General features: G+C 70.4%; 22 protein-coding genes and 1 tRNA gene. 6 read left to right on the top strand and 17 right to left on the bottom strand.

What is annotated here, in order from left to right:
- Positions 1–50: 50 nt before the first annotated feature.
- The 3 genes from ACZ4UU_RS23740 to pdxS are packed head-to-tail and all read right to left on the bottom strand — an operon-like array spanning position 51 to position 2,402.
- On the bottom strand, positions 51–803 hold the full coding sequence (locus tag ACZ4UU_RS23740; RefSeq protein WP_471905374.1) for a YebC/PmpR family DNA-binding transcriptional regulator: 753 nt from the start codon (positions 801–803) through the stop codon (positions 51–53).
- 48 nt (positions 804–851) lie between these two features.
- Complete coding sequence (gene pdxT, locus ACZ4UU_RS23735; RefSeq protein WP_471905373.1) at positions 852–1,460, bottom strand: pyridoxal 5'-phosphate synthase glutaminase subunit PdxT; 609 nt, start codon at positions 1,458–1,460, stop codon at positions 852–854.
- 36 nt (positions 1,461–1,496) lie between these two features.
- Positions 1,497–2,402, bottom strand: coding sequence for a pyridoxal 5'-phosphate synthase lyase subunit PdxS (pdxS, locus tag ACZ4UU_RS23730; protein ID WP_471905372.1), 906 nt, complete (start codon positions 2,400–2,402; stop codon positions 1,497–1,499).
- 140 nt (positions 2,403–2,542) lie between these two features.
- On the opposite strand from pdxS, the gene ACZ4UU_RS23725 reads away from it, so the two are divergent.
- A complete protein-coding gene (locus tag ACZ4UU_RS23725) occupies positions 2,543–2,977 on the top strand; it encodes a VOC family protein (RefSeq protein WP_471905371.1) in 435 nt (144 codons plus the stop codon).
- Here the strand turns inward: ACZ4UU_RS23725 and ACZ4UU_RS23720 are convergent.
- The 4 genes from ACZ4UU_RS23720 to pgsA form a co-directional block, all read right to left on the bottom strand.
- Positions 2,974–3,516 carry a LemA family protein gene (locus ACZ4UU_RS23720; protein ID WP_062722597.1) on the bottom strand — a complete coding sequence of 181 codons (543 nt, stop codon included), beginning with the start codon at positions 3,514–3,516 and terminating at the stop codon, positions 2,974–2,976. The two genes, ACZ4UU_RS23725 and ACZ4UU_RS23720, sit on opposite strands and share 4 nt — an antisense overlap.
- Positions 3,517–3,673: 157 nt before the next feature.
- A complete protein-coding gene (locus ACZ4UU_RS23715) occupies positions 3,674–4,843 on the bottom strand; it encodes a glycosyltransferase family 4 protein (protein WP_471905370.1) in 1,170 nt (389 codons plus the stop codon).
- The gene (locus tag ACZ4UU_RS23710) at positions 4,840–5,766 is read right to left on the bottom strand and encodes a phosphatidylinositol mannoside acyltransferase (protein WP_471905369.1); all 927 of its coding nucleotides are present in this window, start codon (positions 5,764–5,766) and stop codon (positions 4,840–4,842) included. The genes ACZ4UU_RS23715 and ACZ4UU_RS23710 overlap by 4 nt, the downstream gene beginning before the upstream one ends.
- Positions 5,763–6,509 (bottom strand): phosphatidylinositol phosphate synthase, encoded by a 747-nt coding sequence (pgsA, locus tag ACZ4UU_RS23705; RefSeq protein ID WP_471905488.1) that lies wholly within the window; start codon positions 6,507–6,509, stop codon positions 5,763–5,765. The genes ACZ4UU_RS23710 and pgsA overlap by 4 nt, the downstream gene beginning before the upstream one ends.
- A gap of 218 nt (positions 6,510–6,727) precedes the next feature.
- Here pgsA and ACZ4UU_RS23700 point away from each other — a divergent pair, with 218 nt between their 5' ends.
- Both ACZ4UU_RS23700 and ACZ4UU_RS23695 read left to right on the top strand, forming a co-directional pair.
- Positions 6,728–8,926, top strand: a complete 2,199-nt coding sequence (locus ACZ4UU_RS23700) for an elongation factor G-like protein EF-G2 (RefSeq protein WP_471905368.1) — start codon at positions 6,728–6,730, stop codon at positions 8,924–8,926.
- A gap of 203 nt (positions 8,927–9,129) precedes the next feature.
- Positions 9,130–10,791, top strand: coding sequence for a hypothetical protein (locus tag ACZ4UU_RS23695; RefSeq protein WP_471905367.1), 1,662 nt, complete (start codon positions 9,130–9,132; stop codon positions 10,789–10,791).
- A gap of 153 nt (positions 10,792–10,944) precedes the next feature.
- Here ACZ4UU_RS23695 and ACZ4UU_RS23690 read toward each other — a convergent pair whose 3' ends face one another.
- Entirely contained in the window at positions 10,945–11,493 is a 549-nt protein-coding gene (locus ACZ4UU_RS23690) for an HIT family protein (protein ID WP_471905366.1), read from the bottom strand.
- Positions 11,494–11,571: 78 nt separating this feature from the next.
- Here ACZ4UU_RS23690 and ACZ4UU_RS23685 point away from each other — a divergent pair, with 78 nt between their 5' ends.
- The gene (locus ACZ4UU_RS23685) at positions 11,572–12,231 is read left to right on the top strand and encodes a potassium channel family protein (RefSeq protein ID WP_471905365.1); all 660 of its coding nucleotides are present in this window, start codon (positions 11,572–11,574) and stop codon (positions 12,229–12,231) included.
- Between the two features lie 37 nt (positions 12,232–12,268).
- On the opposite strand, the gene thrS is transcribed toward ACZ4UU_RS23685, so the two are convergent.
- The 3 genes from thrS to ACZ4UU_RS23670 all read right to left on the bottom strand — a co-directional run bounded on the left by thrS (position 12,269) and on the right by ACZ4UU_RS23670 (position 16,438).
- Complete coding sequence (gene thrS / locus ACZ4UU_RS23680) at positions 12,269–14,245, bottom strand: threonine--tRNA ligase (protein WP_471905364.1); 1,977 nt, start codon at positions 14,243–14,245, stop codon at positions 12,269–12,271.
- A gap of 343 nt (positions 14,246–14,588) precedes the next feature.
- The gene (locus ACZ4UU_RS23675; RefSeq protein ID WP_471905363.1) at positions 14,589–15,818 is read right to left on the bottom strand and encodes a hypothetical protein; all 1,230 of its coding nucleotides are present in this window, start codon (positions 15,816–15,818) and stop codon (positions 14,589–14,591) included.
- A complete protein-coding gene (locus ACZ4UU_RS23670; protein WP_471905362.1) occupies positions 15,815–16,438 on the bottom strand; it encodes a DUF4365 domain-containing protein in 624 nt (207 codons plus the stop codon). Before ACZ4UU_RS23670 ends, ACZ4UU_RS23675 begins: the two co-directional genes overlap by 4 nt.
- A gap of 168 nt (positions 16,439–16,606) precedes the next feature.
- On the opposite strand from ACZ4UU_RS23670, the gene ACZ4UU_RS23665 reads away from it, so the two are divergent.
- On the top strand, positions 16,607–17,332 hold the full coding sequence (locus tag ACZ4UU_RS23665; RefSeq protein WP_471905361.1) for an exonuclease domain-containing protein: 726 nt from the start codon (positions 16,607–16,609) through the stop codon (positions 17,330–17,332).
- Between the two features lie 86 nt (positions 17,333–17,418).
- On the opposite strand, the gene ACZ4UU_RS23660 is transcribed toward ACZ4UU_RS23665, so the two are convergent.
- Together ACZ4UU_RS23660 and ACZ4UU_RS23655 are read right to left on the bottom strand one after the other, a co-directional pair.
- A tRNA-Val gene (locus tag ACZ4UU_RS23660) sits at positions 17,419–17,490 on the bottom strand.
- A gap of 39 nt (positions 17,491–17,529) precedes the next feature.
- Complete coding sequence (locus tag ACZ4UU_RS23655; RefSeq protein ID WP_471905360.1) at positions 17,530–17,988, bottom strand: SRPBCC family protein; 459 nt, start codon at positions 17,986–17,988, stop codon at positions 17,530–17,532.
- Between the two features lie 101 nt (positions 17,989–18,089).
- On the opposite strand from ACZ4UU_RS23655, the gene ACZ4UU_RS23650 reads away from it, so the two are divergent.
- The gene (locus ACZ4UU_RS23650; RefSeq protein WP_471905359.1) at positions 18,090–20,528 is read left to right on the top strand and encodes an SCO7613 C-terminal domain-containing membrane protein; all 2,439 of its coding nucleotides are present in this window, start codon (positions 18,090–18,092) and stop codon (positions 20,526–20,528) included.
- A gap of 75 nt (positions 20,529–20,603) precedes the next feature.
- Here the strand turns inward: ACZ4UU_RS23650 and ACZ4UU_RS23645 are convergent, their stop codons facing one another.
- The 4 genes from ACZ4UU_RS23645 to ACZ4UU_RS23630 form a co-directional block, all read right to left on the bottom strand.
- Positions 20,604–23,339 carry an exo-rhamnogalacturonan lyase family protein gene (locus ACZ4UU_RS23645; protein ID WP_471905358.1) on the bottom strand — a complete coding sequence of 912 codons (2,736 nt, stop codon included), beginning with the start codon at positions 23,337–23,339 and terminating at the stop codon, positions 20,604–20,606.
- A gap of 112 nt (positions 23,340–23,451) precedes the next feature.
- Positions 23,452–24,066 carry a hypothetical protein gene (locus ACZ4UU_RS23640; protein WP_471905357.1) on the bottom strand — a complete coding sequence of 205 codons (615 nt, stop codon included), beginning with the start codon at positions 24,064–24,066 and terminating at the stop codon, positions 23,452–23,454.
- A 19-nt stretch (positions 24,067–24,085) separates the two neighbouring features.
- Positions 24,086–24,958: a carbohydrate ABC transporter permease gene (locus tag ACZ4UU_RS23635; RefSeq protein WP_471905356.1), complete on the bottom strand. Its 873-nt coding sequence runs from the start codon at positions 24,956–24,958 to the stop codon at positions 24,086–24,088.
- Positions 24,955–25,911: a carbohydrate ABC transporter permease gene (locus ACZ4UU_RS23630; protein WP_471905355.1), complete on the bottom strand. Its 957-nt coding sequence runs from the start codon at positions 25,909–25,911 to the stop codon at positions 24,955–24,957. The genes ACZ4UU_RS23635 and ACZ4UU_RS23630 overlap by 4 nt, the downstream gene beginning before the upstream one ends.
- Between the last annotated feature and the right edge of the window lie 12 nt (positions 25,912–25,923).

The following is a 25,923-nucleotide window of genomic DNA, read 5'->3' as shown; positions in this document are numbered from 1 at the left end:
CCGACGGGGTTGCCCCGTCGGCCCGTTGAGCCCGTATCGCTCGCGGCGCGTTACGCGTCGACCTTCTCCATGATCTCGTCGCTGACGTCGAAGTTGGCGAAGACGTTCTGGACGTCGTCGCTGTCCTCGAGCGCGTCGATCAGCTTGAAGATCTTCTTGGCGCCCTCCTCGTCGAGCTCGACCTGGACGGACGGCACGAAGCTGGAGTCGGCGGAGTCGTAGTCGATGCCGGCGTCCTGGAGGGCGGTGCGGACCGCGACCAGGTCGGTGGCCTCGCTGATGACCTCGAAGGACTCACCGAGGTCGTTGACCTCCTCGGCGCCGGCGTCCAGGACGGCACCGAGCACGTCGTCCTCGGTCAGCTCGCCCTTGGGGACGATGACGACGCCCTTGCGGCTGAACATGTACGACACCGAGCCCGGGTCGGCCATGTTGCCGCCGTTGCGGGTCATGGCGACGCGGACGTCGGAGGCGGCGCGGTTGCGGTTGTCGGTGAGGCACTCGATGAGCACGGCGACGCCGTTCGGGCCGTAGCCCTCGTACATGATCGTCTCGTAGTCGGCGCCACCGGCCTCGAGACCGCCGCCGCGCTTGATCGCAGAGTCGATGTTCTTGTTGGGAACCGACTGCTTCTTGGCCTTCTGGACGGCGTCGTAGAGCGTCGGGTTGCCCTCGAGGTCGACGCCGCCCATGCGCGCAGCGACCTCGATGTTCTTGATCAGCTTCGCGAAGAGCTTGCCGCGCTTGGCGTCGATCACGGCCTTCTTGTGCTTCGTCGTGGCCCATTTAGAGTGGCCGGACATCTGCCTGTCTCCTTCGCGTAACCCATCTATGAACGAACGCCAGAGATCCTACAAGGACTCGGCCGTCCGGTTCGCGTGCACCATGTCGACGAACAGGCCGTGCACACGGTGGTCGCCGGTCAGTTCCGGATGGAACGACGTGGCCAGTGCGTTGCCCTGGCGGACCGCGACGATGTGGCCGTCGTGCTCGGCGAGGACCTCGGCCTCGGCGCCGACGGACTCGACCCAGGGGGCGCGGATGAAGACGCCCTCCACAGGATCGCCCGCGACGCCCTTCACGTCGACCGCTGCCTCGAAGGACTCGTTCTGCCGGCCGAAGGCGTTGCGGCGCACGATCATGTCGATGCCGCCGATCGTCTCCTGACCCGAGCGCGGGTCGAGGATCTTGTCGGCGAGCATGATCATGCCGGCGCAGGTGCCGTAGACGGGCATGCCGTCCCGCACGCGCGCGCGTAGGGGCTCCATCACGCCGAAGAGGACGGCGAGCTTGGAGATGGTCGTGGACTCGCCGCCGGGTATGACGAGGCCGTCGACCTCGGCGAGTTCTTCGGGGCGCCGCACCGGCCTGGCCACGGCGTCGGCCGCGGCCAGGGCGATGAGGTGCTCCCGTACGTCGCCCTGGAGGGCCAGGACGCCTATGACGGGTGCGTCGGTCATGTACGTGCAGTCCTTGCAGGGATGCCGGAGGGGTGCTTACCAGCCGCGGTTGGCGTAGCGCTCGGTCTCGGGGAGGGTGTCGCAGTTGATGCCGACCATGGCCTCGCCCAGGTTGCGGGAGGCGTCCGCGATGATCTTCGGGTCGTCGTAGAAGGTGGTCGCCTTCACGATGGCGGCGGCGCGCTTGGCGGGGTCGCCGGACTTGAAGATGCCGGAGCCGACGAAGACGCCCTCGGCGCCGAGCTGGCGCATCAGCGCGGCGTCGGCGGGGGTGGCGACGCCACCGGCGGAGAACAGCACGACCGGGAGCTTGCCGAGTTCGGAGACTTCCTTGACCAGCTCGTACGGGGCGCGCAGCTCCTTGGCGGCGGCGTACAGCTCGTTGTTGTCGAAGCCGCGCAGCTTGGCGATCTCGTTCTTGATCTGGCGCAGGTGGCGGACGGCCTCGACGACGTTGCCGGTGCCGGCCTCGCCCTTGGAGCGGATCATCGCGGCGCCCTCGGCGATGCGGCGCAGGGCCTCGCCCAGGTTGGTGGCGCCGCAGACGAACGGGGTGGTGAAGGCCCACTTGTCGGAGTGGTTGACCTCGTCGGCCGGGGTGAGGACCTCGGACTCGTCGATGTAGTCGACGCCGAGGGACTGCAGGACCTGGGCCTCGACGAAGTGGCCGATGCGGGACTTGGCCATGACCGGGATGGAGACGGCGTCGATGATGCCCTCGATCATGTCCGGGTCGGACATCCGGGCCACGCCGCCGTCCTGGCGGATGTCGGCGGGGACCCGCTCCAGGGCCATGACGGCGACGGCGCCCGCGTCCTCGGCGATCTTCGCCTGCTCCGGCGTGACGACGTCCATGATCACGCCGCCCTTGAGCTGCTCGGCCATGCCGCGCTTCACGCGCGCGGTGCCGGTCTCGGGGGCCTGGTTTTCGGAGATGGACACGGGTGACCTCGCTCGGTGGAAAGGGGGCTACTGCAAGCATCGAGGAAACGTGAGGGGTGGGGGCCACTTCAAGGGCCAATAGTGAGGCGGTGGATCGTTTTGCCGGAGCCCAGGGCCTTCGGCGGCGTTAGTGTCCTCGCATGGAACAGCGCATCAGTCTGGTCACGCTGGGGGTTTCCGATGTGGCACGCTCGCGTGCCTTCTACGAGTCCCTGGGCTGGCGGGGGCAGGAGGTCGAGGAGACCGTCTTCTTCCAGGCGGGCGGGCTGGCTCTGGTCCTGTGGGGCCGCGACAAGCTCGCCCGGGACTGCGGGCTGAGGGACGGCGCGGGGGCCGGTTTCGGCGGCATCGCCCTGGCCCACAACGTGCGCTCCGACGCCGAGGTCGACGCTCTGCTGACGGCCGCGGAAGGGGCCGGAGCGACCGTCACCAAGCCCGCGGCCACCAACGCTGTCGGCTTCTACTCCGGGTGCTTCGTCGACCCGGACGGCCACGCCTGGGAGATCGCGCACAACCCCGGATTCGCGCTCGCCGCCGACGGGGCCCTCACCCTGCCCGAGTTCGGCACCTCCTAGGCCGCCCGGTCGGCCAGGGCCACCGGGGGCTCGTCGTCCATCTCGAAGGCCAGGGGGAACGGGGCGTGGCCGGCCAGACGGAACCAGCGGACCTTGCGGTGGCGTCGCAGGGCCCTGGCGGCCCGTACGGCGTCGTTGTGGAAGCGGCGGGCCATCGGGACCCTGCGCACCGCCTCGGTCAGCTCACGGGCCGCCTCCTCGCCGCCGGGAGCCTCCCGTACGGCCTCCACCTGCTGGGGCTCCGCGAAGACCGCCCGCAGCGCCTGGCTCAGTTCGCTCTCGGCGACCTCTCGCTGTTCCTCCTCGGCCTGCCGGGCCGCGTGGGCGGCCTCGTACAGGACGATCGACGCGGCCGGATCCAGGACGCCGGAGGTGGCCAGTTCCTGGGCCACGGAGGCGCGGCGCAGGAGCTGGGCGTCGAGCGCGGCGCGTGCCGCGTCGATCCGGGCGTGCAGCCGGTCCAGGCGACCTGCGGTCCAGCTCAGGTAGAGGCCGATCGCGACTAGGGCTACGAGGATCCAGATGAGAGTTGCGGTCACGCGCCGCAGACTAGCTGCGCAGGCCCTGCAGGGAGGTGGGCGGGGCGTTGGTGTTGTGCGGGGTGGCTGTCATTGCCGTCGATCGGGGGCTGCCGCCCCCAGACCCCGCTTCGGCCTGAACGGCCTCGTCCTCAAACGCCGGACGGGCTGAAAAGCCTCAGTCCCGCGCCAATCCCAAGCGTGCCCGCAGCCCGCTCCCCCCGGTCCGCTCGTCCGCGGCCACCGCCGCCGCGCCCGCCGTCACCGTCTCGTACACCGACAGGATGTCCGCACCGACGGTCGACCAGTCGAAGCGGCGCACATGGACGCTCCCCCGCTCCCGCAGCTCGGCCCGGCGGGCCGGGTCCTCCAGCAGGCGCACCGCCGCCTCGGCGAGGGCGTCGGCGTCCTCGTTGGCGAAGAGTTCGCCCGCCGCGCCCTGGTCGAGGACCTGGGCGAAGGCGTCGAGGTCGGAGGCGAGGACCGGGGCGCCGGCCGACATCGCCTCGACCAGGATGATCCCGAAGCTCTCGCCGCCGGTGTTGGGAGCGATGTACAGGTCGACGCTGCGCAGGAAGCGGGCCTTGTCCTCGTCGCTGATCATGCCGAGGAACTCGACACGGGAGCGCAGTTCGGCAGGCAGGGACTCGACCGCCTCCTCCTCGTCGCCGCGGCCGGCCACCAGGAGCCTGGTCTGCGGGCGGGCGGCGAGGATCTTCGGCAGGGCCTTCATCAGGACCGGCAGGCCCTTGCGGGGCTCGTCGATGCGTCCCATGAACCCGATCGTGTCGCCCTGCCAGTCGGGATTGGGCTCGGCCTTGGCGAAGAAGTCGACGTCGACGCCGTTCGGGATGACGACCGCGTCGCCGCCGAGATGTTCCACCAGCGTGCGGCGGGCGTACTCGCTCACGGCGATGCGGGCGCTGATCTTCTCCAGGGCCGCCTGGAGGATGGCGTAGGCGGCGATCATCGCCCGGGAACGCGGGTTCGAGGTGTGGAAGGTCGCCACGATCGGGCCCTGGGCCGCCCAGCAGGTCAGCAGGCCCAGGGACGGCGAGGCGGGCTCGTGGATGTGGATGACGTCGAACTCGCCCTCGTGCAGCCAGCGGCGTACCCGGGCCGCCGAGAGGAAGCCGAAGTTCAGGCGGGCGACCGAGCCGTTGTACGGGACCGGGACGGCCCGGCCCGCCGAGACCACGTACGGCGGGAGCGGGGTGTCGTCGTCGGCCGGGGCCAGCACGGACACCTCGTGGCCGAGGCGGATGAAGTAGTCGGCGAGGTCGCGGATGTGGAACTGGACGCCTCCTGGGACGTCCCAGGAGTACGGGCAGACGATGCCGATCTTCACGGACGCTCTCCGTCCGAGCCGTCATCCGGTCGTGGTTCCAGGTCGGCGAGCCACAAGCGCTGGAGCATGTGCCAGTCCTCCGGATGTTCGGCGATCCCCGAGGCGAAGGCGTCGGCCAGCGCCTGTGTCATGACAGACGTCTTCTCGGCCCGGGTGCCTGTCTCCGGTACCTCGATCGGGGGGTGGACACGGCCCTGCATGACGGGTGAGTCGTCGTACCAGAGCGTGACCGGCAGCAGGAGCGCCCCGGTCTGCTGAGCCAGGAGCGCCGGGCCGGCCGGCATCCGGGCCGTGTCCCCGAAGAACTCGACCTCGACGCCGGAGGCGGACAGGTCGCGGTCGGAGACCAGGCAGACCAGGCCGCCGTCGCGCAGTCTGCGGGCGAGGGTGCCGAAGGCGGTGCCGCCGCTGTGCGGCAGGACCTCCATGCCTAGGCCCTCCCGGTAGGCGACGAAGCGGTCGTAGAGCGTCTCGGGCTTGAGGCGTTCGGCGACCGTCGTGAAGGGCGTCTCCAGCTCGGTGGTGACCCAGGCGCCCGCGAGATCCCAGTTGGCCAGGTGCGGCAGGGCGAGTATCACGCCGTTTCCGGCGGCGAGACCGTCGGTCAGGTAGTGGACGTCCTTGACGTCGAAACCGCCCTTGACGCGCTCGGCGCTCCAGGCGGGCAGCCGGAAGGACTCCATCCAGTAGCGCAGGTACGAGCGCATGCCCGCGCGCGAGAGTTCGGCGAGGCGCTCCGGGCTCGCGCCCGGCACCACGCGCGCGTAGTTGCTCTCCAGCCGCTTGACGCCCTTGCCGCGCTGCTTCCAGGCGAGGTCGGCGATGGTGCGGCCGAGCCCTACGGCGACGGGCTCGGGGAGCTTCTTGACGGTGCCCCAGCCAAGGCCGTACAGCGCGTCCGTGAGGCGGTCCTGGGCGCTCACTTGGCGGCCTCGCTCCCTTGAGAGGCGTTCTGCGGCTTGTCCTGCCCGGCTGCCGCGGCCTCCGCCTCGGCGGACTCGCGGCGGACCGTGACGACCCGCTGGATCAGGGTGACGAGGCTGCCGACGGCGACGATCCACAGGGCGACGGGCAGCAGGTACTGGATACCGGGTACCCCGAACTTGTGCAGGCCCGCGAAACCGGCCGCGACCAGCGAGATCACCAGACGCTCGGCGCGCTCGACGAGGCCGTTGACCGCGACGGGCAGGCCGATCGACTCGCCGCGGGCCTTGGTGTACGACACCACCTGGCCGCTGGCCAGGCAGAAGATGGAGACGGCGCACAGGACGAGGTCGTCGCCGCCACCGGCGTACCACAGGATGAAGCCGCCGAAGATCGCGCCGTCGGCGACCCGGTCGAGCGTGGAGTCCAGGAAGGCGCCCCAGCGGCTGGAGCGGCCGAGCTGGCGGGCCATGTTGCCGTCGACGAGGTCGGAGAACACGAAGAGCGTGATCACGACCGTGCCCCAGAAGAACTCGCCCACGGGGTAGAAGACCAGCGCGCCCGCGACCACACCGGCCGTGCCGATGAGCGTGACCGTGTCGGGGCTGACGCCCCGCCGGATCAGAAACGCGGCGAACGGTGTGAGGACACGCGTGAAGAATGCACGCGCGTACTTGTTCAGCATGGCCTTCCCGAGGGTCGGTGTGGCCGGGCGGCCCCTGCTGGCCACCGGCTGGCCCATCGTAGCCACGCGCGCGTGCGGGCGACCGCCGGGCACTCGTACAGGGCGTGAGCGGCTCCGTCCACGGGTGCCGGGCGGCGCGATCACGTCCGCCGTATGGACGCACCGTGACGGGAGTGGAAAGCTCGAAGGACCGCGGGCGTCATCGGAGCCGCCATCGCACGCGGATCCGTATGTCCGCGCCCACAGTGACCTCACCGTGCACGGGAGGCAGGATCATGGGCGACAAGGCGAACGCACACCCCGGGGCCGCCGGCAGGGCTACGGCGGCCGACCACCCCGCGTCCGTACGGAATGTGGTGCTGGTCGGCCACTCCGGATCGGGCAAGACGACGTTGGTGGAAGCCCTCGCGCTGACGGCGGGGGCGGTGAACCGGGCGGGCCGCGTGGAGGACGGCGGCACCGTCTCGGACTACGACGAGATCGAGCACCGGCAGCAGCGTTCGGTGCAGCTCTCCTTGGTGCCGGTCGAATGGGACGGCATCAAGGTCAACCTTCTGGACACCCCCGGATACGCCGACTTCGTCGGGGAACTCAGGGCCGGTCTGCGAGCGGCGGACGCGGCCCTTTTCGTCGTCTCGGCCTCGGACGGCGTGGACGGCTCGACCCGCATGGTGTGGGAGGAGTGCGCGGCCGTCGGCATGCCGCGTGCGATCGTCGTCACGCATCTGGAGTCCGCGCGGGCCGACTACGAGGAAATGACGCGGATCTGCGCGGATGCCTTCGGCGGGGACGACCCGGACGCCGTCCTCCCGCTGTATCTGCCGCTGCACGGTGCGCCGGCACCGGACGGGCACGCGCCCGTGACCGGTCTGATCGGGCTACTGTCGCGGCAGTTGTTCGACTACTCGTCCGGCGAGCGCAAGGAGTCCGATCCGGGCGAGGAGCAGCTGCCGCAGATCGAGGAGGCCCGCAACCGGCTGATCGAGGGGATCATCTCCGAGTCGGAGGACGAGACCCTGATGGACCGGTATCTCGGCGGCGAGCAGGTCGACGTCAAGACACTGATCGAGGACCTGGAACGGGCCGTCGCGCGGGGTGCCTTCCACCCCGTCCTGGCCGCCGCCCCGGCGACCGACGGGGCCCGGCAGGGGCTCGGCACGGTCGAGCTGCTGGAGCTGATCACGCGCGGGTTCCCGACGCCGCTGGAGCGCACGGCGCCCTCGGTCACCACGGTCGACGGAAAACCGCGCGAGCTGAAGCTGTGCGACCCGGACGGGCCGCTGGTCGCGGAGGTCGTGAAGACCGCGTCCGACCCGTACGTCGGCCGGGTCTCGCTGGTCCGTGTCTTCTCCGGCACCCTGCACCCCGACGAGACGGTGCACGTGTCCGGGCACGGCCTGGAGGACCGCGGGCACGAGGACCACGACGTCGACGAGCGGATCGGCGCCCTGTCGGCGCCCTTCGGCAAACAGCAGCGCACGCTCAGCCACTGCATCGCCGGTGACCTGGCGTGCGTGGCGAAGCTGAGCCGCGCGGAGACCGGCGACACGCTCTCGGCCAAGGACGATCCGCTGCTGATGGAGCCCTGGCAGATGCCCGATCCGCTGCTGCCGCTCGCCATCCAGGCGCACAGCAAGGCGGACGAGGACAAGCTGTCGCAAGGCCTGTCCCGGCTGGTCGCCGAGGACCCGACCATGCGTCTGGAACAGAACCAGGCCACCCACCAGGTGGTGCTGTGGTGCCTGGGCGAGGCGCACGCGGACGTCGCCCTCGAACGGCTGCGCAGCCGCTACGGCGTCCAGGTCGACGTCGTGCCGCACCGGGTCTCCCTGCGGGAGACGTTCGCGAACAAGTCGGCGGGCCGCGGCCGGCATGTGAAGCAGTCCGGCGGCCACGGGCAGTACGCGATCTGCGAGATCGAGGTGGAGCCGCTGCCGGGCGGCTCGGGCATCGAGTTCGTGGACAAGGTCGTCGGCGGCGCGGTGCCGCGGCAGTTCATCCCGTCCGTGGAGAAGGGCGTGCGGGCCCAGGCGGCCAAGGGCGTCGCGGCCGGCCATCCACTGGTCGACATCCGGGTCACGCTGCGCGACGGCAAGGCGCACTCGGTGGACTCCTCCGACGCCGCCTTCCAGACGGCCGGGGCGCTCGCGCTGCGCGAGGCGGCGGCCGACACGAAGATCCATCTGCTGGAGCCGGTGGCCGAGGTGTCCGTCCTGGTCGGCGACGACTACGTGGGCGCCGTGATGAGCGACCTGTCCGGGCGGCGCGGCCGCGTGCTCGGCACCGAGCAGACCAGTGGTGGCCGCACCCTGATCAAGGCCGAGGTGCCCGAGATCGAGATCGGGCGGTACGCCGTGGACCTGCGGTCGCTGTCGCACGGCACCGCGCGCTTCAACCGTTCTTACGCCCGGCACGAACCGATGCCGGCGCAGATCGCGGAAAGGATTCGTGAAGAGGCGCGCGAAGCCTCGTAGTTGGCACCGGGGCGCCACCAAGTGGCCCCGAAGTGCCACCGCATGACCCTTGCGGAATGCTCCCCTCCGCGTCGGCGGGCGGCTTCGGCCGTCCGCCGACGATTGTCAGTGGCGGGGGATACGCTCATCATTGATCAACAGGTGTGCGCAGCACGGAAGTCGGGAAGGCCGCAGAAGCGACAGTGCGGCGATCGGGGGCGGGAATGACCGTTGAGAGCGGTTACGCGGACATCTTCGGTCCGCAGGTACCGCGCACGGCCGGAGAGGGTCAGACGGCGACGTTCGCGCTGGCCTCGGCGGCCTACCGGGACAATGCGTTCGAGGACATCAAGAAGGCCGACAACGAATGGCACCAGACCGACGTCAAGGCGGGCCGCAGCTGGGCGAAGATCTTCCGGCCCAACCTGGGTGAGGCCTTCTCCCGGGCCGTGGTCGACCGCATGCTCGGCAGCGGCCGCAAGCCTCTGATCCAGTCCTTCGGTACCGAGCCGCAGGTCGTCGTCGAGCACTGCCTGGCCGCGAACAACATTCGCAAGGCCCGCGACCGGATGCTCAGCGCCGTCATGGTGGTCTGCGGTGTGCTGTTCCTGCCCGGACTGCTGGTCTGGCTGCTGGTCTTCACGCTGCGCTCCACCATCGTCAAGCGGGACGAGAAGCGCGGCGGCGCCCTGGCCTCCGTGCTGCTCGTCGCGGCGGGCGCGCTCGCCGTGCTGTTCCTGCTGCGTATGCCGTTCACCGGCTTCTGGGGCTGGTATGCGCGGGCCTCGGTCCTGATGCCCGTGGTCGGCTGGTTCTGGGCCAAGCAGGTCTGCGAGCGCACGGCGCGGGACCTGCGGGAGCGCTGGGACAGCCTGCTGGCCGGCAGCAGCGTCGGCGCGAAGGTGCCGGAGGCGGTGCCGACCAGCCCCACCGAGACCCAGGCCGAACAACTACGCCAGTCGCTGGCCAAGTTGAGCGCCGAGCAGCAGTCCAACTCCGTGTTCTACGCCGGCCCCAAGGGGATACTCGGCATGGGCACGCGTTGGGGCAGCTGGCAGCTGGCGGAGGACCTGGTGCCCGCCGACCCCACCCGGGAGATCCATCCCTTCCGCAGCTGGGACGTGATCCGCGCGATCCACGACCAGCTGCGCATGCTGGAGCGCGGCCCGCTGAACACCGGCGGCTTCCCGAAGCCCTCGATACGGCACTGGGTCGTCACGCCGATCGCCGAGGGCGCCAAGGCCGTCTCCCGGCCGGAGGGCACGGACGTCGAGGCGTACCAGGTCAAGTCGCACGCCATACAGGACATCTGCAACAAGCAGCAGTTCGGCAGCGGGGACCGGCACTACCTGGGCGTCCAGTGGACGCTGTGGGACGGCCAGTTGATCATCACGATGCTGATCACGGTGACCGTGCTGCACGAGACGCTGCGCATCGAGGTGACCGGGCATGCCCTCGGCCCCGTGAACGGGCTCTTCCAGGAGAAGCCGGAGGCGCCGACCAAGGAGGTCACCAAGTCGTTCAAGCCGTGGGAGACCCGCAAGGTGAAGCTTCCGCTGGTCAACACCGACGAGGTGGTACGGCTGGCGGTCCGCGCCCCGATCTCCTGGTATCCCCCGCTGCTCAACTGGCTCGGCGGCACCATAGGACTGCCCGAGCCGTTCGGTCTGCGGCACGCGTGGGCGGATCAGCCGTGGCGGCACCGGTTCATGGCCGACGACGCACTGCGCGCGGCGACGCCGGTGCTGCGGGTGGTGCATGCCTCGGCGATCAAGGTGCTGGCGGAGAACGGCGTGGACACGGAGAAGTTCGGTACGCGGTCGGCGTTCCTGAGCACGGCTGTGCAGGATCCGTCGCCTCGGAAGGCGGACGTCTACGACGCGTAGGCCTCGGGCGGTCGAGCCGGGGGGGGTGGGTTTGGGTTGGGCAGGTCTGCGTGAGGGGGTCTGGGTGACCGTCCCTGGGGGCTGCGCCCCCAGACCCCCCTTCGGCCCTGCGGGCCTCGTCCTCAAATGCCGGACGGGCTGATACGTGCCAGGTCAGGGCGTCGGCCAGGCTTCCGCCAGCATCTTCCGGGTGTCCGCCAGCAGCTGCGGCAGCACCCGCGTATGCCCCACCACCGGCATGAAGTTCGTGTCGCCGCCCCACCGCGGGACGATGTGCTGGTGCAGATGGGCCGCGATGCCGGCGCCGGCGACCGTGCCCTGGTTCATGCCGATGTTGAAGCCGTGGGCGCCAGAGGCGGTGCGCAGAGCCGTCATCGCCTGCTTGGTGAGGGCGGCGAGCTCGACGGTCTCCGGCTCGGTGAGGTCGGTGTAGTCGGCGACATGGCGGTAGGGCACGACCATCAGGTGGCCGCCGTTGTAGGGGTAGAGGTTGAGGACCGCGTACACCTGCTCGCCGCGCTTGATGATCAGCCCGTCCTCGTCGGACTTGGCCGGGATCGAGCAGAAGGGGCAGCCGTCGTCCGCGCCGGGACCGGTCGGCTTGTTCTCACCCTGGATGTAGGCCATCCGATGGGGCGTCCACAGGCGCTGGAACGCGTCCTGGATCCCCACTCCCCACTGCTGCTCCGGCTCACTCGTCATGCGTGCAGCATATGGCTTCGTCCGTTCGCGGCGTGTCGCCGGGGCTCGGACCCGGTCGGCCCGAGCCAAGCTTGGCCGGTGGACGACGACAGCCGCTTGGCACGCTGGCAGCAGCACACCGAGATCCCTCTCGCCGTGGCGTCCCTGGTCTTCCTCGCCTCGTACGCGATCCGGGTCCTGGGTCGTGGTCATCTCGCGGACGCCGTGCTCGACCTCTGTCTGGCGCTGACCTTCGCCGCCTGGGTGTTGTTCGGTGTCGACTATGCCGTGCGGTGGCTGCTCAGCGGGCAGCGGTGGGGCTTCGTACGCCGGCACCCCCTGGACACGCTGGTGCTGTTCCTGCCGCTGCTGCGGCCGATTCGGATCGTGAGGGCCTACGACGCCGTCCGTCGCCGGCACGGGCGGCCCTGGCTCAGCGCGCACGCGCGCGTGATCGTCTACGCCGGCCTGTCCACCGTCCTCCTCGGCTTCACCGGGGCACTGTCGGTCTACCACCAGGAGCACGGGGCGCCGGGCGCGACCATGCGGACCTTCGGGGACGCCGTGTGGTGGACGTGCTCGACGCTCGCCACGGTCGGCTACGGCGACATCACCCCGGTCACACCGCGCGGGCGGCTGATCGGCGTCGGGGTCATGGCCGTAGGTCTGGGGCTGCTCGGCGCCGTGACCGGCACCTTCGCGTCGTGGCTGTTGCAGGTCTTCTCCCAGGGAGACGACGAAAAGCCCCCGGAGAGCTGAGCTCCCCGGGGGCCTTCGGCGGGCATGTGCCCTCGGCTCAGACCTGCGCCCGCTCCTCGACGACCTGCGCGATCTTCGCGATGGCCTCGTCGAACGGGATGCCGTTCTCCTGCGAGCCGTCGCGGTAGCGGAAGGAGACGGCGTTGTTGGCCATGTCCTCGTCGCCCGCGATGACCATGAAGGGCACCTTCTGCTTCTGGGCGTTGCGGATCTTCTTCTGCATGCGGTCGGAGGAGGAGTCCACCTCGACCCGCAGCCCCTTCTTCTTCGCGGCCGCCGCGAACTTCGCCAGGTAGTCCACGTGGCCGTCACCGATCGGGATGCCGAGCGCCTGGACCGGGGCCAGCCACGCCGGGAAGGCGCCCGCGTAGTGCTCCAGCAGCACCGCGAAGAACCGCTCGATCGAGCCGAACAGCGCACGGTGGATCATGACGGGGCGCTGCTTGGAGCCGTCCGCCGAGGTGTATTCCAGGTCGAAGCGCTCCGGCAGGTTGAAGTCGAGCTGGATGGTCGACATCTGCCAGGTCCGGCCGATGGCGTCCTTGGCCTGGACGGAGATCTTCGGACCGTAGAACGCGGCGCCGCCCGGGTCCGGGACCAACGGCAGCCCCTGCTTCTCGGCGACCTCGCGGAGTGTCTCCGTGGCCTCTTCCCAGACCTCGTCCGAGCCGACGAACTTCTCCGGGTCCTTGGTGGACAGCTCCAGGTAGAAGTCGGTCAGACCGTAGTCGCGCAGCAGTCCGAGGACGAAGGTGAGCGTCTTGTCGAGCTCCTCCGACATCTGCTCACGGGTGCAGTAGATGTGCGCGTCGTCCTGGGTGAAGCCACGCGCACGCGTGAGGCCGTGCACGACGCCCGACTTCTCGTACCGGTACACGGTCCCGAACTCGAAGAGGCGCAGCGGCAGTTCACGGTAGGAGCGGCCGCGCGCGTCGAAGATCAGGTTGTGCATCGGGCAGTTCATGGGCTTGAGGTAGTAGTCCACGCCCTCGTCGAGCTGCATGGGCGGGTACATGCCCTCGGCGTACCAGTCCAGGTGCCCCGAGGTTTCGAAGAGCTTCCCCTTCGTCGCGTGCGGGGTGTAGACGAACTCGTAGCCCTCCTCCTCGTGCCGCCGGCGCGAGTAGTCCTCCATGACCCGGCGGACGATGCCGCCCTTGGGGTGGAAGACGGCGAGGCCGGAGCCGATCTGCTCCGGGATGGAGAAGAGATCGAGCTCGTTGCCCAGCTTGCGGTGGTCGCGCTTCTCGGCCTCGGCGAGGAAGTCGAGGTGCGCCTTCAGCTCGTCCTTGGACGGCCAGGCGGTGCCGTAGATGCGCTGGAGCATCGGGTTCTTCTCGCTGCCGCGCCAGTACGCGGCGGCGTTGCGCATCAGCTTGAACGCCGGGATGTTGCGGGTGGTGGGCAGGTGGGGGCCCCGGCAGAGGTCCTTCCAGCACAGCTCGCCGCTCTTGGCGTCCAGGTTGTCGTAGATCGTCAGCTCACCGGCGCCGACCTCGACGTCCGCGCCGTCGTCGGACGAGGCGGAACCCTTGAGACCGATCAGCTCCAGTTTGTACGGCTCGGCGGCGAGCTCCTCGCGGGCGGCGTCGTCGGTCACGACACGACGGGAGAAGCGCTGCCCCCGCTTCTGGATCTCCTGCATCTTCTTCTCGATGGCCTTGAGATCCTCGGGCGTGAACGGCTTCTCGACGTCGAAGTCGTAGTAGAAGCCGTCCCTGACGGGCGGGCCGATGCCCAGCTTGGCCTCGGGGAAGAGCTCCTGCACGGCCTGCGCCATCACGTGCGCGGTGGAGTGACGCAGGATGTTGAGGCCGTCCTCGGAGGAGATCTCGACGCCCTCGACCTCTTCCCCGTCGACGAGCACGTACGACAGATCCCTGAGCTCGCCGCCCACGCGCGCGGCGATGATCGAGCGCTCGCCGGCGAAGAGGTCGGCGGCCGTAGTGCCCGTCGTCACCACGCGCTCTTCCCGCTCGGAATCGCGTTGGATGATCACACGGACGTCTGACACCGGTCTCTCCTGACTGAAGGTGGGGTGCGGCGCCATACCAGGAGCGCGCGCATTACGCGATCGTACCGACCCCACCCACCCGACCGCGAAACGGTTGCGCTGCCGCTTGGGGGCGTGCGGGGTCAGTGGTCGTGTGCGGCGCCGTCGTAGCTGGTCGCGCAGTTCCCCGCGCCTATAGGGCGTCCCAGCTCGGCTCCCTTGCCGACCAGCCCACACCAACGCCGAGCAAGGGCCCACCAACAGTCACTGTGCCCACGACACCGGCCGCGAAGAGAGCCGTTCAAGGCGCCCCGTAGGCGAGCGAAGCCAAACGATGAGCACCCCGGCTGCAAGGCGTCACCCTTCAGTCCCCGCCGTCCGCCCCACCACAAGCACCCTCGAAAAAGTCCAGATCCTCCTGCAACGACTTCATCAGCCGATCCCGCTCAGCCTCATCCACCTGCACCGGCACGACCCCGGAGGCCCCCGTCACCTTGCGGAAACCACCCCGGCTCTCCAGCCGACCGTGCACCCGCACCGGCAGGCCCACCAGGTGGGCGTGCCCCGCGATGCGGTACGACTCCTCGTCCAGGGTGAGCCGGACGTGCGGTACCTCGGCGCCCGCGAGGACGCGCAGCCGTACGGTGCCCTCCCCACGCGGTCCGGACCTGCGCATCCGTACGACCGTGCCCGTGATCCTGACCGGTACGGAGGGCTCCGCGCGCAGATAGCGGGCGGCGGCCTCGCGCAGTACGGGCAGGTCGCCCGGCGAGAACTCGACGGGTTCGACGCCGCTCGCGCAGTCCTCGGGCACTCCGGCCGCGGGTGCCCACTCGACGGCGATGCGCGCGCCTTCCGTACCGCGCACCAACGCCACCAGCGCTTCGGTGAGCTCGCGGCTGACGCCCGCCTCGACGGCGCCGTCGAAGGCGTCCATGCCGCCGGTGGCCCGCTGGTAGTCGATGGCCTCGCGGGCGGCGTAGAGGGCTTGGTGGAGGCGTACGGCGAGGGGGCGGCCCGTGCCGACGGGTACGAAGGCTGCGAGGTGGCGGCCGCCGGCCCCGGTGCCGACGAGGACGCTCTCCAGCATCGCGGCGGCGGCGCGGCGGTGCCGGGCGCCGTAGTAGCCGGCACGCGCGCGCGTGGCGAGCGCCGCGGCGAGGAGCATCTGGCGGGCGCCGGTGCGTAGTTCTTCCTCGACCGTCCAGGGCGCGGACCCGGCCGGCCCGCTCGGCGCGTCCCGCCACCAGCGGACCTCGTCGCTGGGGACGGCGAGCCCGACCAGCACCTCACGGGCGGAGGGCATGCCACTGCGGGAGAGGGCGATCAGCGCCTCGCCGAGCAGGTCGTCGCTGTCGGGGAAGGCGCGGGACTCGGGGACGAGCAGGCTGGTGCCGTTGCCGCCGGGGCCGGGCGGGGTCCAGCGGCCGTAGCGCCCCGCCGCTCCCCCGCGCCGCTGCCAGCCGTGCCGGTGCAGCAGGGCGCTGAGCACGGCGGGGTCGACGTCACCGGGGTCGGGGGGACGGTCCCAGGACGCGTCGACCGGGTGCGGCCGCACCGGGCGTACGGGTTCCTCCAGCGGGCGGTGCGTCATGGTCTGCCTCCGGTCCCGACCCGCGTCATGATCTCGCAGAGCGCCCGGTCGTCGAAGATGCGTGAGGTCGGTATGCGCACGGTGGTGCGGCGCCGGCCGGTGATCGCGTGGCCGGCGAGGTTGACCCAGTAGCAGCAGTGCCGCAGGTCGAGGCGGTCGTGGCCGGCCCGCAGCCACTGCTCCTGCGACCGCGGGACGATCATCACGACGAGGATCTTGTGCACCGAGACCGGGGTGCGGGCGAGCTTCGCCAGGTGGTCGTTGTCGAGCGTGAAGGAGAAGAAGCGGCCCAACTGAGGGGGTGGGGGCGCAGCCCCCTCCGTCGAGGGTGGTGGTGGGAAACGGGCGGGCGGGTTCGGCGCGAGCTGGTAGGTGGCCTTGAGCTGCACCTTTATGGTCACCTCGTCGTCGACGGTGTGACCGGGCGCGCTGTGGCTGACGTGCCAGTCGATGCCGTTGTCCGGAAACGGCTGGGACAGCGAGCATCCGGACGCCGCCGCGACGGCGTGCAGGTAGCCCACCTGCAGTGTCTCCATGCAGGCGGTAGTGGCGAGTGAACCGCGATGGGGGCCCGTTCGTTCGGGCAGCAGCCCGCCCCGCTCGGGCTGCGCTATCGCCATGGCCAACAGCCTTCCAAGCAAAGTGAATCCCCGTACCGGGCCGCTGAACTGCAAAGACCCGCACTCCTGTTGTGTCCTTCCGGCGTACGCCGCAAACGGCCCGGGTATCACCAAACGGGCAGAAGACGGAACGTCAGCTGCCGTGGGTGAACGAGGGGTTGTGTAGATATGGCGTGCTGGTATGAGGGCCCGCTGGCGGCATTCGACACAGAGACGACAGGCGTGGACGTCGAGACCGACCGGATCGTTTCGGCGGCCGTCGTCGTCCAGGACGCCCCGGGAACCCGGCCGAGGGTGACCCGGTGGCTGGTGAACCCGGGCGTGCCGGTGCCGGAGGCGGCGACGGCGGTGCACGGACTGACGGAGGAGCATCTTCAGCGCAACGGCCGCTGGCCCGCGCCGGTGATGCATGAGATAGCCGGCGAGCTGGCGGAACAGGCGTCCCGGGGACGGCCGGTGGTGGTGATGAACGCGCCGTTCGATCTGACGCTGCTCGACCGCGAGTTGCGCCGCCACCGCGCCTCGTCCCTGGACCACTGGTTCGAGGCGACACCCCTGTTGGTGCTCGATCCACGGGTCCTGGACAAACACCTGGACCGCTACCGCAAGGGTCGCCGCACCCTGACGGACCTGTGCGAGCACTACGGCGTCACGCTGGACGGCGCGCACGACGCGGCGGCCGACGCGCTGGCATCGCTGGAGGTCGTACGGGCGGTGGGGCGCCGTTTCGCGGCCCGGCTGGAGCGTCTGTCGCTGGCCGAACTGCACACGTTGCAGGCGGTGTGGCACGCGGCGCAGGCACGCGGGCTCCAGGCGTGGTTCGCCCGCAGCGGCAGCGACGAGGCGGTGGACCCGGCGTGGCCGTTGCGCCCGGATCTGCCGGCGGCGGCCTAGGCGGTCCAGAACAGCAGAAATGCCGAGCGACCAAACGGCCGAGCAACAAAAAAGCCGGTCCGCTATGGCGGACCGGCCTTTCCCGGTGGGCGATACTGGGTTCGAACCAGTGACCTCTTCGGTGTGAACGAAGCGCTCTCCCACTGAGCTAATCGCCCGGGAACGGACTGAACAATACAGGGCCCTGCGCGCTTCCTTCAAACCGCTTCTCGCCGGTCGGCGAGGTGGGCGAGGAGCCCCCGCCGTCCGGCGCGCATCATCAGCCGGTGGTTGGCCCGGAAGAGGGGCCGTCCCGGCACCGCGAACCGTCTCAGCAACGGCTTGTTCACGTCGACGACCTGGTCATAGCGGGCGAGGGTGCCGGAGCCGTGCGGGGTGATCGTCCAGCGTGCCCAGCCCTCGATGTCTCCGGACATGGCGATCTCCAGGACCCCGGCCGCGCGGTCCCGCCGCACTTCACGTGCCGTGAAGGTCATGGCGTACGGCAGGGCCGAGCGGATCGTGATCACGCCACTGGTGTCGTCGATCCGGTTCACCTCGCGCACCTGGGGCCACCAGAGCGGGTAGTCCTCGGCCTGGGCCAGCAGGTCGTAGACGGCGCCGGGCGGGGCGGGCAGGGCCCACAGGCTGCGGAAGCGGTAGTGGCTCCAGTCCATGCCACGAGTCTGCCCCGGTGCGGCGGGATTGCCCCGTATCTGAGTACGTTCTGAGTACCCGCACTCATGCCGTACGGCGTGACGCGGGCCACACTCCAGCCATGACGCACATTCCGCCACCGGCCGAGGAGTTGCGGCTCCTCGACCTCGAGCTGCGCCAACTGGACGCCCGCCGGGCCCAGTTGCTGCACCGCCGCGCCTGGCTGGTCACAGCCCTGCACGCGGCGGCCATGCCGACGTCGGCTCCTACGCCGGTCGCACCCCGGCACCCCGAGGCATCGGCGCCCCGGGTCCAGAACGTGCTGCTGGTTCTGGGCGGTGTTCTGCTCACCATCGCCGCGATGGCGTTCACGCTGGTCAGCTGGGGGCACATGGGGATCACCGGGCGGGCTCTGGTGCTCGGTGGGATCACGGTGGCGGTGCTGGCCGCGCCGGTGCCGCTGCTGAAGCGCGGGCTGCGCTCGACGGCCGAGTCGGTGGCCGGCCTCGGGCTCGCGCTGACCGTGCTCGACGCGTACGCCGTGCACGAGGTCGCGCTGACCGACGTGGGTGCCACGGGTTACGTCGCGGCCGCTTCCGCGGCGCTGGCGGCCCTGTGGACGGCGTACGCCCTGCTGCCGCGCACTTCCACGCTGCGTCTGCCCCTGCCCGCCGCCCTGGTCGCCGCCCAACTCCCCCTGACTCTCTGGGCGGTGGCGGCCGACGCCGGTCCTTACGGGATCACGGCCGCCGTGCTGGTGACGGCCGGGGTCGACACGGGTGTGGCGCTCCGGGTGCCCGCGAAGTCTGTCCGGATCACCGCGATGACGGGTGCGTACGGCATGGGCGCGTGGGGCGTGTGTGCCGCCGGTTGGCTGTCCTGGACGGCCACCGGCCCGAGCGCCGCCGCCCGTGCGGCGGCGCTCCTCCTCTTCGCCGCGGGCATCGCGCTGACGGCCGCGTGGCAGCGGGTCGCCGAGAAGCAGGCGGCGGGGCTCACCGTGACCGCCGGCCTGCTCGTGGTGGCGGCGATCGGCGGCACGGCCCGCTCCGTGCTGCCGGACGCGTGGACGGTTCCGGCGTATCTGGCGTGCGGGATCGCCCTGTTGGCTGCGGTCCGGCTGGGCCGACTGCCGGGGACGGTTCGGCTCGGACTGGCTCGGGCCTCCGCCGCCGTACAGGGACTCGCCCTGCTCTGGACGCTGCCCCTGGTGGCGGTCACGCTGCTGGGTCCGCTCGCGTGGGCGGAGCAGGTGTGGTCCGGGGTGCCGGGTGACGTACGTGCGGCCGTGACGGTGTCCACGCCGTGGCCGCCCCACGCGGAAACGGTGCCCGTCGTCCTGGCCGTCGTCGCCGTGGTCCTGGTCGTTGCGGTACGGGACGCGGTCTGGCGGCCTCGCGCCCTGACCGGTGTGCTCGTACTGGCGTGGGCAACGGCGCTGGTGCTTGCGCCGGTGCTCGAAGTCCCCTACGTGGCAGGCCTGGTGGCACTCGGCCTCACGACGGCCGGCGCGCTCGCGGCAGCCGCGTGGCTGCGCCCGTCCGAGCGCCCGGAGCGGGAAGCGGCCTCTGAGCCGGCCACGGCGCCCGCCATGGACTTCCCCGCGCCTCGCCCGACCGCCATGGTCCTCGCCCTTCTCACCTCACTCGGCTTCGCCTTCCTCTCCCTGACCACCGAGCCCGCGACCCTCGCCGTGCTCTCCACGCTCACGGCACTGTTCGCCGCCGCCTCCTGGAAGCCCCAGCTCGCCCCGGTCACGGCCCCGACCGCACTCGCGTACGCCGCCATGCTCGCCTGCGCGACCGGCGCCGCGGCCGACTGGCAGCCGCAGTACACCGCCCTGCTGGTCCTGACGGTCCCGGCGGGTGCGGCCTTGCTCGCGGCACGGCTCGGGAACACGTCCGCGACGATCCCGGTCGAGATCACGGGGGCACTCGCCGGGCTGCTCGCCTTCGCGCTGGCCGCGGCCTCGGCCGACCTGCCGATGCTCGCCCTGGTCCTGGCGCTGTGCGGCGTGATCACCGCCGGTACGGCGATCCGCACCGACCGCCGCCCCGTCGCCTACGCCTCCGCCGCGCTCTTCGTGCTCGCCACCTGGGTGCGCCTGGCGGCCTGGGACGTCGGCACGCCCGAGGCGTACACCCTGCCGGTCACCGTCCCGGCACTCCTCGTCGGCGCCCTGCGCAGGCGCCGCGACCCACAGGCCTCGTCCTGGACGGCGTACGGCCCCGGCCTCGCCGCCACGCTCCTGCCGAGCCTCGTCACTGCGTGGGGTGATCCGGACTGGACGCGCCCCCTGCTGCTGGGCCTCGCCACACTGGCCATCACGCTCCTGGGCGCCGGCCACCACCTCCAGGCCCCGCTGCTCCTCGGCGGCACGGTCCTCTCCCTGGACGCACTGCACGAACTCGCCCCGTACATCGTCCAGGTCACCGGCGCCCTCCCCCGCTGGGTGCCGCCTGCCCTGGCCGGCCTGCTGCTGCTCGCACTCGGGGCGACCTACGAGCAGCGGATCAGGGATGCCCGCAGGATGCGGGACTTCTTGGGCAACATGCGCTGAAGCACCGCCCAGGGGCGCGGGGAACTGCGCGACCAGCCACACCGGCCCGCAGTTCCCCACCCACCACTCCGCCCCCTACGGCATGCGATCCCCCAACAACGCGAGGTTCTCGATCGCGGCAAGCCCATACAGCGCGGTGTCATTGGTGGACACCCACGCCGCTTCGCTCCCCGGCACCAACGCGTCCGGCCCGCTCAGCTTCTCCGTCCTCCAGGGCGCCGACTCCTTGTACCCGTCGGAGTTGTAGAACTTCTCCCACGCCCGCTTGGCCAGCTTCTCGTCCCCGGTCTGTACGGCGGCGAACGCGTCGAGGCGCGAGTGCCCCTGGAAGAGCAGCAGCGTGCCGAAGTTGGAGCCGTAACGCGCCGCCTGCTCGGCCTTGGTGGCGTTGAAGTAGCGGCAGTAGTCGAAGTACGCCTCGTTGAACTTCGGCATGTCGACGAGGTCGATGAGCTCGGCGCACAGTTCGTTGAGCCCGAACACGGCGGACAGGTGCGAGACCCCGACCACCGGCTCCGAGGCGACCGCGAACTTCCCGGTGTCGAGGTCGTACAGACCCGTGCCCTGCACGAACCCGTTCGGCTGGGCGGCGATGGTCTCCATCGTCGACAGCACACGCGCCTTGGCCTTCTCCCACTTCGGGCCCTTGCGCTCCCACTCCGTCAGCCACGCCGACACGAGCCCGCTCCAGTCCGTGCCGAAACCGATCGACAGCGCGTGCCGGTCGGGGGTGTACGGCTCGGTGCGGATCTTGCGGATCGGGTCGAGCACCAGGAACGTCTCGTCGGAGTCGACGTTGGCGTGCATGAGGTCGCCGACGCGCTCGTCCGCCGTGAGGAAGTAGTAGTAGCGGCGGTACGTCGTGTTGGCGATTCGCTGCTGCTTGGCGCTGTCGGCGTAGTGCTGGACGCCGTGCCGGGTGCCGAGGCCCGCCCATTTCCCGAGGTGGTAGACGTCGACCTCACCGGTGTGCCGGGTCATCGCCTCGGCGAACCGGAAGATGTCGGCACGGCCGGAGCGCAGGTACGCGAACCACAGCCACAGGTCGGGCGAGAGCTCGGAGTTGTCCCAGGCGTAGCCGCCGATGTCGTACCGCCACTGGTGTCTGACGGTGTCGTAGGTGTGCATGATGTCGCCGTAGTCCCAGAAGCCGTACCAGCGGCGCTGCTCCACCTGGTCCTTGTAGTAAGTGAAGAGGAAGTCCAGGTGGTCCTCGATCTTCGCCTTGGCGGGCGTGGAGCGGTCGGGCTCGGAGTACAGGCCCGGCCCGAAGACCTTGGCCTTGATGAGCTGCTTGGGCGGGGCGGCGAGCTGCGGAAGCACCCGTACGGCCTCGACCTGCTGGGCCAGCACCTCCGGTGCGGGCGTGGACTCGTTGGCCCAGAACAGCAGCTCCGACGTGCGGGCGATGCCGTACGGCGTGCCGAACTCCGGCTCGTAGTCCTCGTAGGTGATGTTGAGGCCTTCGAGCTGCTCGGGGTAGGTGTCCTGGCCCATGCCGTCGTGGTAGAAGCGCAGGTCCATGGGCTGTGCCTCGGGCGACCAGAGCCACATGGTGACCTCGGCCGCGTCGGTCTGGGCGTCGCGGATGTCGAGCTGGGCCGGGAACTTCTCCCAGAAGTCGCGCAGCCCGAAGGAGAGTCCGCCACTGACGCCGCCGACGTAGCCGAAGCCGGAGGCGCGCCTGCCGCCGCCCGCGCCGATCCAGCCGTGGCCCTTCTTCGTCCGCTTGCGCAGCGTGAAGCCGTCGGCGGAGAGCTGGGAGAGGGTGTAGTCGCCCCACTCGGGGATGTACTGGAGGCGGGTGGTGACCCGCTGGTCCCAGGTGGAGGGGTCGGGCAGCTTCTCGCCCGCGAACTGCGCGGCCTGTACGGCGGCCCCCGGGTCGCGGCGCAGTCCGGTGATGCCCTTGACTGCCTCGCGGAGCATGCCGGTGCCGTCGCCGCCGATGCGGATGTGGCGGTCGTAGGACTGGTCCCGCATCGGCACGGTGAAGCGCACGCCGATGCCGCGGATGAAGTCGCCGCTGGGCTTCCCGGGCTCCTGGGTGCCGTCGTAGGTGATGGTGTGCACCATGCGGAAGGAGTCGGCGCCCGCGTAGAAGTAGAGCCGGATGGAGAAGGGGAGCCAGCTGCGGCTGCCCTTTCGGTGCTTGCCGTCGATGCGGACGACCGCGCGGACGGGGCCCTCCTGCTCGACCTCGACCTTCGAGATAGCCCCCTCGAAGCGCTCGGTCTTGACAGCGCCCTGGTCCTCGTCCTCGATCTCCGGCTGGCGGATGAGCACGAGCCGCCCGTTCCTGGCGATCTCCGTGGAGCCACGGGTGACCGACTTGACGAGGGTGGCGCCGGACTTGCCGATCTTCGCCGTGATGACGCCGGTCGAGACGTCGATCGTCCCGCCGCTCTTGTCGACGGTGACCTTCTGCTCCGGTACGGCGGCGTCGCCGGCGGCGAGCGTGAGCTTGCCGTTGCCCGAACTCACGGCGTGGGCCGTCCACTTGAGGGAGCCGTCGGGCCAGTAGGCGATCGGCCAGGACTGCACGGGCACCGACTTGCCGTCCGCGTCCGTGAGCGCGAAGGTCTGGTCCTCCTGGTACGCACCCTTCGGCCAGGGCACGCCGACGGTGGAGCCGGGCGCGGCACCCAGGCCGCCGTCCTCCAGCCAGTCCAGGGTCACGGGACCTTCGTCGGCGTCGGCGGCTCTGGGCGCGGCCTGCGCGTCCTTGGCTCCTAGCGCCCAGCTGAACTGCGCGGCGGCTCCGGCGACGGCGGCCGCCTTGAGGATGGACCTACGGGGGATGGGAGACATGAGAAGTCCAGCCTTTCCTTCCGTACGGGGGATGCGAGGAGTGGGTAATCAGGGGCATGACAGCGAGAGGTGCGGCGCCCGGGGCGCCGACCTGGTGCGTGGGCGCCGCGCGTCAGCGGTGCCGGTAGCGCTGCTCCACGGCGACGGCGGCCGCCGCGACGGCCCCCAGGACAGGGACCGCCAGCGGCGGGGCGAACCAGGCGGACAGGGCCACGACGGCCAGTCCGCAGACGATCAGGAAGGACCCGGCGGGATCGAGCACGGTCCGCCGCCCGGACTCGGCGAGCAGCGCCCGCCAGGCCGCGTCGGGCGTCCAGACGGCGGCCGCCCGCAGCAGGGCGACGGTGGCCGCGAGCAGCGCGAAGACACCGACGGCTCCGACGAGCGGCCCGCCCGGAATCCCGGCCCGCGCGGCCAGTACGTCCACCCAGACCGCGACGGCCACCGCCCACCCGGCGAGCCCGACGACCCACCCGCCGCGCACGGCCGCCCGGAAGTCCGTGACGAACTCGCGCAGACCGCCGCCCTCGTGGGTGGTACGACGCCGCAGGTGCCGTGCGCCGGCCGCGAAGGCCGCGGGGTAGGTGACGACCCCGAGACAGGCCACGGCGATCCACACGCCGGTGAGCAGGGTCTCGGCGAAGACCGCGAAGCGCTCACCGAACACGGACTCCTTGCGCCGGGCCTCCCTGCGCGAGGAGCGGGCCTTCACTCGTGCTTGCGCCATGGTGACCGCCTCCGCCCTTTCACTTCAGTCCGGACGTCGCCATGCCGTCGATGAGATAGCGCTGGAAGGCCATGAAGAAGGCGATGACCGGCACCAGTGCCACCAGCGACATCGCGATCATGCTGCCGTAGTTGGAGATGCCCTCCTGGTCGCGGAACATCATCAGGCCGAGCGAGACGGTGTACTTCTCGGGGGTGTTGAGGTAGATCAGCGGCCCCATGAAGTCGTTCCAGGCGTTGATGAAGGTGAAGATCGCGCTGGTGATGATCGCGGGCCGGCTCAGCGGCAGCACGATCGACCAGTAGGTGCGCAGATGTCCGCAGCCGTCGAGCTTCGCCGCCTCGTCCAGCTCACGCGGCAGCCCGCGCATGAACTGCACCATGAGGAACACGAAGAAGGCTTCCGTGGCCAGGAACTTTCCGGCGACCAGCGGCACCAGGGTGTCGGTGAGTTCGAGGTTGCGGAAGAGCACGTACTGCGGGATGAGCAGGACGTGGTACGGCAGCAGCAGAGTGCCGATCATCAGTGTGAAGAGCAGGTTCCGCCCGGCGAACCGGATCTTGGCGAAGGCGTACGCGGTCAGCGAGCTGGACAGCACGACACCGGCCACGGCGAGGCCCGCGTACATCAGCGAGTTCCAGAAGAAGCTGCTGATGGAGATGCCGGAGATACCGTCGGCGAGTCCGGAGAAGTTCGCCCAGACCGGCTTGGTGGGCAGCAGGTCGAGGCTGGCGATGATGTTCTTGCTCGGCTTGAACGAGGCGCCGACCACCCAGATCACGGGATAGAGGACGACCGCGAGGACGGCGAGCGCGCCCACGTGCCAGGCGATCGAGCCGAAGCGGCGCCGCTCGGTCGCGGTGCGCAGGGCGGGGCTGGTGGCGGTGGTCACTTGGCGGCCTCCTCGTAGTGCACCCACTTCTTCTGCGACCAGAACAGGACCGCCGTGACGAGCGCCACCGCGATCACCAGCGTCCAGGCCATCGCGGAGGCGAAGCCCATCTGGGCCTCCTTGAAGCCCTTCTGGTAGAGGTAGCAGGTGTAGACGAGCGTGGCGTCGGCGGGCCCGCAGCGGGTGTCGGAGACGACATAGGCGGAGCCGAACACCTGGAACGCGTGGATGGACTCCAGCAGCACGTTGAAGAACAGCACCGGGGAGATCATCGGCAGCGTGATGTTCCAGAACCGCCTGAGCGGCCCGGCCCCGTCCACCTCGGCGGCCTCGTACAGCTCCTGCGGGACCTGCTTGAGACCGGCCAGGAAGATGACCATGGGCGCGCCGAACTGCCAGATACTCAGGGCCACCAGGGCGTAGATGACGTAGTCCGGGTTGCCGATCCAGCCGCCCACGTCGAGTCCGAAGATCTTCTGTCCTCGGTCCACGATCGCGTCGTCCGAGAACAGCGCCCGCCACACGAAGCCGACGGACACGCTGGCACCGATGAGCGAGGGCATGTAGAACGCGGCCCGGTACAGGCCCTGTCCGCGCCGCTTCTGCGCGAGCAGCAGCGCGACGCCCAGCGCGAGCAGCAGCTTCAGGGGGGTGGCCACGACGACGTACTTCAGCGTGACCTCGACCGACTTCTGCCAGCGCGGGTCCTGGAACATCGTCGTGAAGTTGTCCAGCCCCACCCACCGGGGCGGCGTGAACAGGTTGTAGCTGGTGAACGCGTAGTACAGCGACGCGACCATCGGCCCCGCCGTGAGCAGCAGGAACCCCGCGATCCACGGCGACATGAAGAGATAGCCGGCGAGGTTCTCGCGGCGCCGCCCGCGCCGCCCGGCGGCGGGAGCGGCGGACCGCTTCCCGGCCGGGCGCGCGGGCGCTTCCTTGACGAGCGTCATGGTGGTACGTCC

The organism is Streptomyces sp. NPDC028907, assembly GCF_055564995.1.
This window is presented reverse-complemented; position numbering and strand designations above follow the sequence as displayed.

Bases quoted from the DNA above. Each gene is read 5' to 3' on its own strand.
- ACZ4UU_RS23655 (WP_471905360.1), bottom strand. From the start codon at position 17,988: ATGGACTGGAGCCACTACCGCTTCCGCAGCCTGTGGGCCCTGCCCGCC.
- ACZ4UU_RS23645 (WP_471905358.1), bottom strand. From the start codon at position 23,339: ATGTCTCCCATCCCCCGTAGGTCCATCCTCAAGGCGGCCGCCGTCGCC.
- ACZ4UU_RS23665 (WP_471905361.1), top strand. From the start codon at position 16,607: ATGGCGTGCTGGTATGAGGGCCCGCTGGCGGCATTCGACACAGAGACG.
- pgsA (WP_471905488.1), bottom strand. From the start codon at position 6,509: ATGGGCCAGCCGGTGGCCAGCAGGGGCCGCCCGGCCACACCGACCCTC.
- pdxT (WP_471905373.1), bottom strand. From the start codon at position 1,460: ATGACCGACGCACCCGTCATAGGCGTCCTGGCCCTCCAGGGCGACGTA.
- ACZ4UU_RS23630 (WP_471905355.1), bottom strand. From the start codon at position 25,911: ATGACGCTCGTCAAGGAAGCGCCCGCGCGCCCGGCCGGGAAGCGGTCC.
- ACZ4UU_RS23740 (WP_471905374.1), bottom strand. From the start codon at position 803: ATGTCCGGCCACTCTAAATGGGCCACGACGAAGCACAAGAAGGCCGTG.
- ACZ4UU_RS23695 (WP_471905367.1), top strand. From the start codon at position 9,130: ATGACCGTTGAGAGCGGTTACGCGGACATCTTCGGTCCGCAGGTACCG.
- ACZ4UU_RS23670 (WP_471905362.1), bottom strand. From the start codon at position 16,438: ATGGCGATAGCGCAGCCCGAGCGGGGCGGGCTGCTGCCCGAACGAACG.
- ACZ4UU_RS23690 (WP_471905366.1), bottom strand. From the start codon at position 11,493: ATGACGAGTGAGCCGGAGCAGCAGTGGGGAGTGGGGATCCAGGACGCG.
- ACZ4UU_RS23725 (WP_471905371.1), top strand. From the start codon at position 2,543: ATGGAACAGCGCATCAGTCTGGTCACGCTGGGGGTTTCCGATGTGGCA.
- ACZ4UU_RS23650 (WP_471905359.1), top strand. From the start codon at position 18,090: ATGACGCACATTCCGCCACCGGCCGAGGAGTTGCGGCTCCTCGACCTC.
- ACZ4UU_RS23700 (WP_471905368.1), top strand. From the start codon at position 6,728: ATGGGCGACAAGGCGAACGCACACCCCGGGGCCGCCGGCAGGGCTACG.
- ACZ4UU_RS23675 (WP_471905363.1), bottom strand. From the start codon at position 15,818: ATGACGCACCGCCCGCTGGAGGAACCCGTACGCCCGGTGCGGCCGCAC.
- ACZ4UU_RS23640 (WP_471905357.1), bottom strand. From the start codon at position 24,066: ATGGCGCAAGCACGAGTGAAGGCCCGCTCCTCGCGCAGGGAGGCCCGG.